At 44.1% G+C, this 12,429-nt stretch carries 9 protein-coding genes and 1 CRISPR repeat array; of the genes, 7 read left to right on the top strand and 2 right to left on the bottom strand.

What is annotated here, in order from left to right; translation table 11 throughout:
• Window positions 1-11 precede the first annotated feature (11 nt).
• The 6 genes from cas7e to cas2e are packed head-to-tail and all read left to right on the top strand — an operon-like array spanning window position 12 to window position 5,303.
• A complete protein-coding gene (gene cas7e / locus J5X91_RS01375) occupies window positions 12-1,037 on the top strand; it encodes a type I-E CRISPR-associated protein Cas7/Cse4/CasC (protein WP_086996204.1) in 1,026 nt (341 codons plus the stop codon).
• A 47-nt stretch (window positions 1,038-1,084) separates the two neighbouring features.
• The gene (gene cas5e, locus J5X91_RS01370; RefSeq protein ID WP_208833908.1) at window positions 1,085-1,732 is read left to right on the top strand and encodes a type I-E CRISPR-associated protein Cas5/CasD; all 648 of its coding nucleotides are present in this window, start codon (window positions 1,085-1,087) and stop codon (window positions 1,730-1,732) included.
• Window positions 1,719-3,188 carry a type I-E CRISPR-associated protein Cse1/CasA gene (locus tag J5X91_RS01365; RefSeq protein WP_208833907.1) on the top strand — a complete coding sequence of 490 codons (1,470 nt, stop codon included), beginning with the start codon at window positions 1,719-1,721 and terminating at the stop codon, window positions 3,186-3,188. Before cas5e ends, J5X91_RS01365 begins: the two co-directional genes overlap by 14 nt.
• 34 nt (window positions 3,189-3,222) lie before the next feature.
• Window positions 3,223-4,065 (top strand): KilA-N domain-containing protein, encoded by an 843-nt coding sequence (locus J5X91_RS01360; protein ID WP_086996213.1) that lies wholly within the window; start codon window positions 3,223-3,225, stop codon window positions 4,063-4,065.
• Complete coding sequence (gene cas1e, locus J5X91_RS01355) at window positions 4,065-4,985, top strand: type I-E CRISPR-associated endonuclease Cas1e (RefSeq protein WP_208833906.1); 921 nt, start codon at window positions 4,065-4,067, stop codon at window positions 4,983-4,985. Before J5X91_RS01360 ends, cas1e begins: the two co-directional genes overlap by 1 nt.
• Window positions 4,986-4,994: 9 nt before the next feature.
• On the top strand, window positions 4,995-5,303 hold the full coding sequence (gene cas2e / locus J5X91_RS01350; RefSeq protein ID WP_086994878.1) for a type I-E CRISPR-associated endoribonuclease Cas2e: 309 nt from the start codon (window positions 4,995-4,997) through the stop codon (window positions 5,301-5,303).
• A gap of 76 nt (window positions 5,304-5,379) precedes the next feature.
• Window positions 5,380-9,191: direct repeats of the CRISPR family, unit length 29 nt; unit sequence GTGTTCCCCGTACCCACGGGGCTGAACCG.
• Between the two features lie 136 nt (window positions 9,192-9,327).
• On the opposite strand, the gene J5X91_RS01345 is transcribed toward cas2e, so the two are convergent.
• Together J5X91_RS01345 and J5X91_RS01340 are read right to left on the bottom strand one after the other, a co-directional pair.
• Complete coding sequence (locus J5X91_RS01345) at window positions 9,328-10,302, bottom strand: c-type cytochrome (RefSeq protein ID WP_208833905.1); 975 nt, start codon at window positions 10,300-10,302, stop codon at window positions 9,328-9,330.
• 361 nt (window positions 10,303-10,663) lie between these two features.
• Entirely contained in the window at window positions 10,664-11,053 is a 390-nt protein-coding gene (locus J5X91_RS01340; protein ID WP_011328538.1) for a DUF2750 domain-containing protein, read from the bottom strand.
• Window positions 11,054-11,310: 257 nt separating this feature from the next.
• On the opposite strand from J5X91_RS01340, the gene J5X91_RS01335 reads away from it, so the two are divergent.
• Window positions 11,311-12,354: an alkene reductase gene (locus J5X91_RS01335; protein ID WP_011328537.1), complete on the top strand. Its 1,044-nt coding sequence runs from the start codon at window positions 11,311-11,313 to the stop codon at window positions 12,352-12,354.
• The last annotated feature ends 75 nt before the right edge of the window (window positions 12,355-12,429 follow it).

Here is a 12,429-nt window from a genome sequence, read left to right as displayed (position 1 = left end):
AGGAAATTACAATGACTACTTTTATCAATATTCACGCATTAATATCACATCCTTCTTCAATGATGAATCGTGATGATTCTGGCTTACAAAAAACAGCCGTCTTTGGTGGAACCACACGCAGTAGAATTTCAAGCCAGTGTTTAAAACGTGCCATCCGCCAAAGTGACTTATACAAAAGTAATGTAGAGGAGCTATCAATTAGAACTAACAGGTTTGATGATCTACTCAAGCTTTGTATTGAAAAACTACCTGAATTTGATGCTAAAACAATTGAAGATGTTTTAGAAAATATGGGTTCTAAAATAAAAACAGAAACAGATAAAGACACTAAAGAAAAACGTCGTTACTTTGATGCTGTACAGCCATATTCATTAGGTGCTATACGCGAAGCCATTCATATTGTACAAGCGGGTACAGAACTAAAAGAAATTAAAAAAATTGTGCAATTACCCACTATTGATGTTGCATTATCAGGGCGAATGGACGCAAGTTGCCCAGAACGCAATGTAGAAGCGGCGATGAGCGTAGCACACAGTTTAACTACTCACAGCGCAGATATTGAAGTTGATTGGTTTACAGCGTGTGATGACTTAGCAGAGCAAGGATCAGGGCACATTGGTACAAATGAATTCAGCTCTGGTGTGTTTTATCGTTATGCATCAATTAACGTAGACCTACTAGCGGAAAATATTAAAAAATCAATTGAGGAAACTACCAGCATAGTAACCACTATTATAAATTGTTTTGCACAGGTTTCACCTTCAGCTAAACAAAAAACGTTTGCCGCTCATAATAAGGCTGATTTTGTATTGTGTACTTGCTCAAACCAACCATTATCCCTTGCGAATGCTTTTAGAAAGCCAATTCCCAATACTGGAGAAGTGATGGAAGCATCTATTCAAAGTTTAGTAACGCATTACGAAAACCTAGTTGATGGTTATGAATTAGAGTCTCAGGCTAAAGCATTCGATATGACCAATACCGCTCAGAGCGAAAAAATCACAATGGTGAATAAAATTAGCGATTTAACATTTTAATACCTGTTATTCACTAAATTGCTACAGAATGCAAAAGGGCGTTAACTATGAAAACGTTAATTTTAAAAACAGAAGGTTTGTCAGCATATGGCTTGCAAACCTTTGATGTTCACCGCAGAGCTAATCACTTTCCAACACGTTCTGCGATTATTGGTTTACTTGCTGCCGCGGTTGGTATTACGCGCAAAGAACAAGGTAGGCTTTTTGAATTATCTGAAAGTGTGCAGGTGGCAGTTCAAGTTAATAATGCGGGTGAAAAAATAATGGACTACCACACAGTGCAAAATTTTCGCAGCCCACAGGGAAAAATTCAAAAGGGCGTTAAACCTACTTACAGGGAATACTGGTGTGATAGTGAATATACGTTTGCTATTACAGCCAGTGAACAGTTAATTAAACAGCTAACTTATGCAGTGAAAGCGCCACAGTTTACTTTGTTTCAAGGGAGAAAATCGTGCCCGTTGACGCGACCTTTGTTTGAAACAGTGATGGATCAAACTAATCCGTCTACTGCTTTAAAAGAGCATGGTGAGAACGGGCAAATTTTTAGTGATATACAAGGTGAAAACCATGTCGCTACGTTGCAAGTACGAGACAAACTAACCTCTATTTTTAGAAAATATGCAATGAGAACAGTATTTGTTAGTGGGCAAATGATTAAAAAAGATCAGGAGGTATTGAATGAACTTACTTAAAGATCCTTTTATCTCTACAACCGTTGGTAAAGTTTCTTTAAAAGAGGTTTTAACTTCAGATACTGATTATCAACTCCAGTACTTTTTTGACGAAACCCAGTTAGCCATGCTGCAAATGTTAGCGTCGCTTACAACGGTCGTATTAAAGCCAACAATCGCTGAGTTGAAAGACTATTTAGCGAATGGTTTAACGACGGAACAGTATGAAAAAGCACTTGAGGAGATAGAAGTAGAATGGTTTGAAGAGACGCGTTTTATGCGTTTACCATTTCCTGCCAACTCAAAAATTGCTGATGGACCAATTACTAAATTAGTTTCAGGAATTGAATGTGGTGGTTCAGCAAATGCTTTAGGATTATTTTCAGACCCACAGAGTGTAAGTCAATCTTGTTCAGATTGTACTCATGTTCTTAATTACAATTTGCACATGAACATTAAAGGTGAATGTTTTGGTCCAACAGGAGCAACAGGTATAAGGGGCGGTGGTTCAATAACTACCTTAATCGCAGGCGATACACTCAAAGCAACCTTATTATTAAATACAGTAGCGATTGATTTCTATGATGAATGTTCAGCACTAGATGAAACAGCAGAAACACGCTACATGTGGGATTTACCTCCTTCAGGAGCTGTCTACCAAGCACAAAATATTGGGTTAGAAAGAGGTTTATTTGCACTTGCATATTATATTGATTTTCAGATGGTTGAGCAGTCTGGATGCTGCCATATTTGCGGCTCTAAAACAGAAAAAGTAGCTAGAAATTTTCAGCGAATAAAGTTTACCGGTACATATGGCTCCACGAAGAATGGACGTGATAATGGCGCTGGTTGGTGGTTGCACCCTTATACGCCGAGAATGGAAAAAGAAGATGGAACATATGCTGTGTGCGCAAGAGATCAAAACTGGCAATCTTGGCAGGAGTTAACATCTTATATTGTTGGTAAGGAAACTGACAAAGCGATAGTGAAACCCGCTTTTATTTTTAATCAATTTCAAAATAAATTAGGGCGAGGAAAGGCGAATATACTCATTGGCGGTAATATTGCTGATCAAGGTTCAATAACCGGGCGTGTTTATGATTTGTATTCTATGCCTTCTTCACTATCAAAAAATAATAGGCGTATCTCTCAAGTTATAGATGCAGGGCTTGAGCAAAAAGATAAGCTTTCTCAATCGTTTAATAAAATGTTTGGAGTTGGTTACGATAAAAACTTTGTAGGAGGAATTAAAGAGCAGGCAATGCAACGCTTTACCTCTAATGCGCAACAAATTATTCAACAAATTTTATTAGATGTAGATAGAAAAGAAGCGTCGCAATTAAGAAAAGACGCGATCACAGCGCTAAATACTGAAGCAAAATCCATATTTAAATCAGTACAGCGTAAATATCAGCATGATTTACCTTTATTTAAAGCGTTAGTAAAAGGTGAGTATGTACTTTATAAAGCTAACTAAAGTTGATGTAACTTAAAATTTAATAGGACTTGTTATGGCTGCGAAACTAAGGGTACTTGAAAAGGATATTTCTACTTTAAAACAAGGTGATATTGAATATATTAATATTACAGATATTGCGCGTTTTAAAAGCACGGCACGTACTGATGATTTAATTCGTAACTGGCTGCGTAACCGTAACACCATTGAATTTTTAGGTATTTGGGAGCAACTAAATAATCCTCATTTTAATCCCGTCGAATTCGACGGGTTTAAAAAAGAAGCGGGGTTAAATAGCTTTACGCTCACGGCTAAACAATGGATAAGTGCTACTAATGCGATAGGTATTATTTCAAAAGCAGGGCGTTATGGCGGTACATTTGCGCAAAAAGATATCGCGTTTGAATTTGCAAGTTGGGTTTCGGTTGAGTTTAAACTTTATTTGATCAAAGAATTTCAACGCTTAAAAGATCAAGAACAACAACAGCTAGGTTGGGATATAAAGCGAAACCTAGCCAAAGTAAATTACTTAATTCATACCGACGCGATTAAAGAAAACTTAATACCAGATACGGTTAGTTCATCTCAAGTAGCTCAAATGTATGCCAGCGAAGCTGATCTTTTAAATGTTGCTCTATTTGGTACAACCGCAAAGCAATGGCGCAGTGAAAACCCAAAAATAAAAGGTAATATGCGCGATCACGCTAATGTTCATCAGTTAGTGTGTTTGGCTAATTTAGAAAGTTTAAATGCTCATTTTATTGAGCAAGGGATTAATCAAGCTCAACGTCTTGAAAGTCTAAATAAATTAGCAATTAAACAAATGGGAATACTCAGTAACTCTATTAAACAACAGTCAAAGATAACCCTGGCTACAATTCAAAAAGATGCTAAATAATGACCTTTCTCCCTTTAAAACCAATACCCATTAAAGATCGTAACTCTATGATATTTGTTGCAATGGGGCGCATTGATGTACGCGATGGTGCATTTGTTGTTATTGATGAAGTGAACGGCGAACGAATGCACATACCAGTAGGGTCGGTAGTGTGTATTTTACTCGAACCTGGTACACGCATAAGCCATGCTGCTGTTAAACTTGCAGCAACAACAGGCACATTACTAATTTGGGTAGGAGAGGCCGGTGTCAGGCTCTATTCTGTAGGTCAGCCTGGTGGCGCACGTTCAGATAAGTTGCTTTATCAAGCCAAGTTAGCACTTGATGAAAGTTTACGCTTAAAAGTGGTTCGCAAAATGTTTGAACTGCGCTTTAACGAAGTAGCTCCAGAGCGACGCAGTGTTGATCAGCTGCGCGGGATCGAAGGGGCACGAGTGCGTAAAACCTATGAGCTACTCGCCAAACAATATAATGTTGAATGGCGGGGAAGGCGCTACAACCCAAAAGACTGGCAAGCAGGAGATATAATAAATCAATGTATAAGTGCTGCCACTTCATGTTTATATGGCGTAACCGAGGCCGCGATATTAGCTGCTGGTTATGCGCCTGCTATCGGTTTTTTACACTCAGGTAAGCCACTTTCATTTGTGTATGATATTGCCGACCTTATTAAATTTGACACGGTTGTGCCTGCGGCGTTTAAAGTTGCGAGCAAACGGCCTAAACAACCCGATCGAGAAGTTCGCATAGCGTGCCGTGAAGCTTTTAGAAAAGATAAAACCCTCAAACGGCTCATTCCTCTTATAGAAGAAGTACTAAATGCAGGAGAGATCACTCCACCTAAGCCTTATGATGATGCGCAGCCGCCGGCATTACCAGAGCCAGAATCTATTGGTGATTCAGGTCACCGTTCAAGTTAGGAATAGATTATGAGCATGTGTGTTGTAGTAACCGAAGCCGTACCGCCAAGATTAAGAGGGCGGTTAGCTGTTTGGCTATTAGAAATTCGAGCTGGTGTTTATGTCGGCGATGTTGGCAGAAAAATACGAGAGATGATTTGGCATCAAGTCCAAGAGTTAGCAGAGCAAGGAAATGTTGTAATGGCGTGGAGTACAAATACGGAATCGGGTTTTGACTTTATTACTTATGGTAAAAATGCACGAATGCCAATTGATTTAGAAGGTTTAAGATTAGTTAAGTTCACTCCAATTACGCAAGAAATACCGACTGATAAATAACTGTTTTGCTCTTTAAAAATCTGGTAGATTTTACTTAGCTATTTTTATTTAATTAAAACAAGCATATACTCTTAGAGTGTTCCCCGTACCCACGGGGCTGAACCGATACAGGCATGACTCAGTACGAATGGCTTAAAGTGTTCCCCGTACCCACGGGGCTGAACCGTTTGCATGACCCAAACTACCTGTAAAACGGTAGTGTTCCCCGTACCCACGGGGCTGAACCGCATCTGACCTCTGTCGGTGCGCATTGGCTCGACGTGTTCCCCGTACCCACGGGGCTGAACCGTTATGGGGTGTAAAATGAAAGACAGAAAATACGTGTTCCCCGTACCCACGGGGCTGAACCGGCTGATTATTACCCTTATTGCCTTGACTGTCAGTGTTCCCCGTACCCACGGGGCTGAACCGTATTATAAAGCTGCTGAGCAATAACCCCATGTGTGTTCCCCGTACCCACGGGGCTGAACCATTAGCGCAGCTAGTAATGGGCGCAGGGCAAACGTGTTCCCCGTACCCACGGGGCTGAACCGGAAGAAGTGAACCGTATACTTCAATGCAATGTGTGTTCCCCGTACCCACGGGGCTGAACCGTTGAGATGCGTGTCCTGACTAACTACTATAGAGTGTTCCCCGTACCCACGGGGCTGAACCGTTAGATTTACTTATTGGGCCGCAATATTATTTGTGTTCCCCGTACCCACGGGGCTGAACCGATAGCATTAACATTTCAGTGCCACATTATGACGTGTTCCCCGTACCCACGGGGCTGAACCGGTAAGAGCGAATGTTTGAACGTTTGAAAAGTCGTGTTCCCCGTACCCACGGGGCTGAACCGTTCTTTACCTGAACCTTCCACCAGCCCAATTTGTGTTCCCCGTACCCACGGGGCTGAACCGTGCTACCTCCATGTCGCTTACGAGTCTATTTGGTGTTCCCCGTACCCACGGGGCTGAACCGGGATCACATGTTATGAAAAATATGTTCGATAAGTGTTCCCCGTACCCACGGGGCTGAACCGCCCCTCAACCGAGCCAGAATACTTATTAATAAGTGTTCCCCGTACCCACGGGGCTGAACCGCATGTGGTACTTGCATAAACGGAAACCTACCAGTGTTCCCCGTACCCACGGGGCTGAACCGTGATTATTTGTTTAATTAAACTGTCTTCACTAGTGTTCCCCGTACCCACGGGGCTGAACCGCATCAACCGCCGCCCTGCACGCATTAATGATGGTGTTCCCCGTACCCACGGGGCTGAACCGTGTGGGAATTAATAGCCCGCCGGTACGAGTTAGTGTTCCCCGTACCCACGGGGCTGAACCGTCAATTATTACTGCATCGTATTGCGGGGCAGCGTGTTCCCCGTACCCACGGGGCTGAACCGTCAAACCCAATCGGCCCAGCCGGTTACAGTGAGTGTTCCCCGTACCCACGGGGCTGAACCGCCGCTGTTAATGCCTTTTTTACGTAGGTATTTGTGTTCCCCGTACCCACGGGGCTGAACCGCGCGTTGCAGTAATTTATTAAATGAGGAATATGTGTTCCCCGTACCCACGGGGCTGAACCGCCGTGGAGGCAGCGAGTGGTGGTAAAAACACGGTGTTCCCCGTACCCACGGGGCTGAACCGATGGAATTGCCCGTCGGGTGCAGTGGAGTTAAGTGTTCCCCGTACCCACGGGGCTGAACCGATCTGGCGCATTTGTTTGATGCTGGCTGTTTTGTGTTCCCCGTACCCACGGGGCTGAACCGAGTGGCCATGTGCCAAACTTGTGCCATTTATCGTGTTCCCCGTACCCACGGGGCTGAACCGCTTGGTGTTTACGGCTCACCTTTTGATGCTGAGTGTTCCCCGTACCCACGGGGCTGAACCGGCGAGGTTCCCATGCTCTCATTTAACAAGGCGGTGTTCCCCGTACCCACGGGGCTGAACCGGATAGCTAAAAATGCTTAACCAACCTCAACAGGTGTTCCCCGTACCCACGGGGCTGAACCGATGGCAATAAACTTAATTTTTCCCCTGATAACGTGTTCCCCGTACCCACGGGGCTGAACCGAGTGGTGAATAAACGTTTTGTCGAATAGTGGTGTGTTCCCCGTACCCACGGGGCTGAACCGGAGACACTTACGTCGCCTTCGCTCGCTTGTGTGTGTTCCCCGTACCCACGGGGCTGAACCGACGGTATTAGCAATAGCCGCAGCATGCATACTGTGTTCCCCGTACCCACGGGGCTGAACCGCATTTACGTATGAGTCCCAAGCCATCAATAGTGTGTTCCCCGTACCCACGGGGCTGAACCGAGTGTATAGGTTGTGCGAAGTTTACTTTGTTGGTGTTCCCCGTACCCACGGGGCTGAACCGCTGTTTACGATGAATATCATCATTGGGCGAATGTGTTCCCCGTACCCACGGGGCTGAACCGCGAATATGAAACGTTAGAGCCTAAAGTTGAGTGTGTTCCCCGTACCCACGGGGCTGAACCGCATTTACGTATGAGTCCCAAGCCATCAATAGTGTGTTCCCCGTACCCACGGGGCTGAACCGAGTGTATAGGTTGTGCGAAGTTTACTTTGTTGGTGTTCCCCGTACCCACGGGGCTGAACCGCTGTTTACGATGAATATCATCATTGGGCGAATGTGTTCCCCGTACCCACGGGGCTGAACCGCGAATATGAAACGTTAGAGCCTAAAGTTGAGTGTGTTCCCCGTACCCACGGGGCTGAACCGGTTTGACCGACTCGATGAAAGTTGACCTATCAGTGTTCCCCGTACCCACGGGGCTGAACCGCGGCCAAGTAACACTTATTAGCAATAAGTGGGGTGTTCCCCGTACCCACGGGGCTGAACCGCGAGGTTATAGTGCCCGAATAGCCGCTAGCGCGTGTTCCCCGTACCCACGGGGCTGAACCGCCCCGATGCGCAAACGCTAATCGACGACATGAGTGTTCCCCGTACCCACGGGGCTGAACCGCCCTATAATTTGGTTGATACTAGTGCTGACGAGTGTTCCCCGTACCCACGGGGCTGAACCGTTAATTCATCACCTTTCTTAATAAAGTGACTAGTGTTCCCCGTACCCACGGGGCTGAACCGCCGAGCTACAGCAAGGTTACTTTGGTATTAACGTGTTCCCCGTACCCACGGGGCTGAACCGATATATGGGGTGTTGGTGAAAGAACAAAAGCAGTGTTCCCCGTACCCACGGGGCTGAACCGCCCGATGCAGAGCCAGCATTTAGCACGTACAGGTGTTCCCCGTACCCACGGGGCTGAACCGGTTTTACCTGAGCCTGGCAGGGCACACACGTAGTGTTCCCCGTACCCACGGGGCTGAACCGCTAATTATGGGGTTAGCTTTGTACATTCAACAGTGTTCCCCGTACCCACGGGGCTGAACCGCTTTGCTTATTGTTACTGGCACGTTTAGCCAGGTGTTCCCCGTACCCACGGGGCTGAACCGTCCTGTATTGACATTTCAATCAATTCATCTGAGTGTTCCCCGTACCCACGGGGCTGAACCGGAGACACTTACGTCGCCTTCGCTCGCTTGTGTGTGTTCCCCGTACCCACGGGGCTGAACCGCGTTAACAATGGCAGTATGGCTGGCGTACTCTGTGTTCCCCGTACCCACGGGGCTGAACCGCGGCCGATCCGTTTGCTGCTAAAGTAGCGTTAGTGTTCCCCGTACCCACGGGGCTGAACCGCCAATGCGGTTAGTGTGATCAATACCGCCTTGGTGTTCCCCGTACCCACGGGGCTGAACCGCTTGGGTTGCGGCTAATTTCTTTCATTTATTTGTGTTCCCCGTACCCACGGGGCTGAACCGCCAGATGATAATGGTGTGGTCATAGTTGAATGGTGTTCCCCGTACCGACGGGGCTGAACCGCCTGTATTCCGATAAAGTATCAATTTAAAAACTCAGCAGTTAGTTATAAGCCGAAAAGTTTTTTCTGGCAATTAAAAAGCCAGCGGGTTAATCCAACTGGCTTTAAAGTCTTATTATTTAACCGTAGTTAATACTATTAACGGCGTACGTCTTTTGGTGCGCCACCTTCAGGCCAATCGTTTGCTTTAGCGGCAAATGCTGGGCGTGCTAGGTGGCTAAAGTAAAAGGCTATATCAACGGCTTCCTGGTCAGTTAAAATACCTTCTTGGCCAAGTGGCATGTTGCCTTTTATAAATGCAGCGGCTGTATAAGTACGTGCCATACCTGCGCCGTCGTTAAATGAGTTGTCGCCTGCTACTGCTGGGAACATATAAGTGCCACTAGGGTATAAACCTTTGGCGTCCATTTGATGGCAGCTTGCACAGTGCAGTGCATACAGTGTTTTACCATTTTCTGCGTTTGGCTCTAGGTCTTTGTTAATTGCTACAAAACCATTATTACCTTTTAAGTCATCTTTCGTTTTTATATCTTGCGATAAAAAGTTCATGTAGCTGACCATAGCTTGCATTTGTGTAGAGTCGGTTATTAATGGTTGGCCGTTCATTGAGCGTTGAAAACAGCCATTAATACGATCTTCAATAGTGTTTATTTTAGCATTACGGCTACGAAACTTAGGATAAACTACGTTCATACCTACATAAGGGGCTGCGTTAGCTACGCGGCCTTCGTTTAGGTGGCAAGAACTACAGTTTAGTTTGTTATTAACGTTTTCGGGTAATTGGCGGTAGGTATCGATAACTAATAAACGCCCGTAACGAATTAAATCAGATTCAGGGCTATTATCTAAATCGTTAATGTTTGGCGTTGATAAGGTGTTTGGGTGGCTTGCTGATAGGTTAGTAATTACTGGCGCATTGCTTAGCGCTTTTTGTATATCTGATAGTGGTTCGGCTACTGCTTTTACAGTGGCGTTAGCTGTATTTTGGCTGGTTGCTTTTTCAACAGCAGTGGTTTTAGCGGTTGTTTGTTTAGCTGGTTCAGGTACTGGCTCAGAGCAAGCAAATAGCGCTAAGATAGCGCTTAAAATAGTAATGTGACGGAGTGTAAACATAATTTGACCCTAGGGTATAAAAGTGTGTGGATTATACGCCTGAAAAACCATTTTCCTATTGCTTTCAATCGTTTTGCCGGCGTTATTTAGCTAAAAGTTTGCTATTAAAAAACCATAATTTATTGTATTTAAAAATATAGTTAATAATTATTTAAAATGTATATTTTATTTTAATATTTAGGGCGTGTTGGTCATTAATAGTTACAATATTATGCTATTTAGCGGGCGATTTAATTGGACGGAAATTTATAGCTTAGTAATATAAAGCGAGGATTTAATAAGGGCCGCAATTGCAAAGGGGCTGTATAAAACAGTAAAACCATTATTGTGAGCATGGCTTTACTGTTTTGAGGGAAAGTGCTTAATACTTTTTCTTTGGCATTTTTAATTGTGTATCAAACTCATCCGGAAACAGTATAGTGCCGTCGTCGTCTTCGGTTGGAAAAACGGCAATAAGTAAGTCGTCGTCTTCTAAGCCGGGTGTCCAGCGGTTTATCCAATCTTGTGTGGGAATAGCTTTAGGCGTACAACCTTCCCATTCGCCAGTGGCCCATGCTTGTGCAAATTCGCGAGTTGGCCATACGGGTACGCAGTCGTCATCTTCGTTGGTGAGCATAACGCAGCCATCGTCATCGTTTAAAATCCATACTTGTTTAAATTGCTGTGTGGTTTCAAACATAAAAGCGAGTCGTTTTTTGGCACCAAGGCCTAAAATTACGTCGTGTTGTTCTGTGTTATTTGCTGTTGTCATAATTTGCTTACTCTAAGTTTATGGCTTGGTATTAAGTGTAAGTATATCGAGTTATATGACAGTGTGGTGAAAAGTTATTATTTAATTTACCCTATATAGATCTAATTTACGGCTCTGTAAGTATAAGTTTTATTATTAATTTGAGCGTTCATTCAAAAATACCCTTGAATGTTTACCAAATGGCCGCATTTACACACCATACTTGCTATTTAGGTTGAGCATTTAGTGCTTAGCCATTCCCACACAAAGGATCCACAATGTCGATTGATTTACTTGCCCCGTATAAATTAAACAGCACAATTGAGCTTAAAAACCGCGTATTAATGGCGCCGTTAACGCGCAGTATGGCTGATGATAACCTAGTGCCAACCCAAGCTATGGTTGACTACTACGCGCGCCGTGCAGATACAGGGTTAATTATTAGCGAAGCGACAATTATTCGCCCAGACGCGCAAGGCTATCCTAATACGCCGGGTTTATTTACTAGTGAGCAAATTCAGGGCTGGAAAAAAGTAACCGACGCAGTACATACCAATGGCGGCAAAATATTTGCCCAGCTTTGGCATGTTGGCCGTGTTGCTCACCCACACTTTTTTGATGGCGATGTACTTGCGCCATCAGCAATTGGTGTAGAAGGGACAGTTCCGCGCATGCGTGAGCTTACTTACATTACGCCAAAAGCGGCAACCACAGATGATATTAAAAGCTTAGTAGCCGATTACGCAAAAGCAGCCGAAAACGCAATAGAAGCAGGCTTCGATGGCATAGAAATTCACGGTGCTAACGGTTATTTAATTGATCAGTTTTTACATTATGCAGCAAATGAGCGCAATGATGAATACGGCCAAACGCCTGAGAACATGGCGCGTTTTGCGCTTGAAGTAACCGACGCAGTTATTGCTGTCGTTGGAAACGAACGTACCGCTATTCGTGTAACGCCGGGTGCTTATTTTAATATGACCGAGGATAGCCGCGACAAAGCCGTATTTGATTATTTGTTAGCTGAATTAGACACAAAAGATCTTGCTTACTTACATGGTGGAATTTTTGACGACAGCATGCGTTTTGACTCGCTTGAAGGCAAAAACACCTCTGAGTTTTTACGCGCAGGCTACAAAGGTACGTTAGTAGGTGTGGGTAGCTATAGTTTTGAAACAGCAAAAGAGGCGATTAACGACGCTAAGTTTGACTTAATTGCCATTGGTCGCCCACTTATTGCAAACCCAGACTACATAAGCAAAATTAGTAATAATCAACCGCTGGTAGAATACAATGCCGATATGCTTAGCGAGCTGGTGTAACTATTAGTTTTATAATTATTTAAAACGATTTTTAAGACAACCCATAAGCTTACTTTTGGGTTGTCTTTTTTTGTA

The organism is Pseudoalteromonas sp. K222D (genome assembly GCF_017653575.1).
Taxonomy (GTDB): Bacteria; Pseudomonadota; Gammaproteobacteria; order Enterobacterales; family Alteromonadaceae; genus Pseudoalteromonas; species Pseudoalteromonas nigrifaciens.
This window is presented reverse-complemented; position numbering and strand designations above follow the sequence as displayed.

Excerpts from the sequence above, each read along its gene's own strand:
- cas1e (WP_208833906.1), top strand. The coding sequence starts at position 4,065 with ATGACCTTTCTCCCTTTAAAACCAATACCCATTAAAGATCGTAACTCT.
- J5X91_RS01335 (WP_011328537.1), top strand. The coding sequence starts at position 11,311 with ATGTCGATTGATTTACTTGCCCCGTATAAATTAAACAGCACAATTGAG.
- J5X91_RS01365 (WP_208833907.1), top strand. The coding sequence starts at position 1,719 with ATGAACTTACTTAAAGATCCTTTTATCTCTACAACCGTTGGTAAAGTT.
- J5X91_RS01345 (WP_208833905.1), bottom strand. The coding sequence starts at position 10,302 with ATGTTTACACTCCGTCACATTACTATTTTAAGCGCTATCTTAGCGCTA.
- cas5e (WP_208833908.1), top strand. The coding sequence starts at position 1,085 with ATGAAAACGTTAATTTTAAAAACAGAAGGTTTGTCAGCATATGGCTTG.
- cas7e (WP_086996204.1), top strand. The coding sequence starts at position 12 with ATGACTACTTTTATCAATATTCACGCATTAATATCACATCCTTCTTCA.
- cas2e (WP_086994878.1), top strand. The coding sequence starts at position 4,995 with ATGAGCATGTGTGTTGTAGTAACCGAAGCCGTACCGCCAAGATTAAGA.
- J5X91_RS01360 (WP_086996213.1), top strand. The coding sequence starts at position 3,223 with ATGGCTGCGAAACTAAGGGTACTTGAAAAGGATATTTCTACTTTAAAA.
- J5X91_RS01340 (WP_011328538.1), bottom strand. The coding sequence starts at position 11,053 with ATGACAACAGCAAATAACACAGAACAACACGACGTAATTTTAGGCCTT.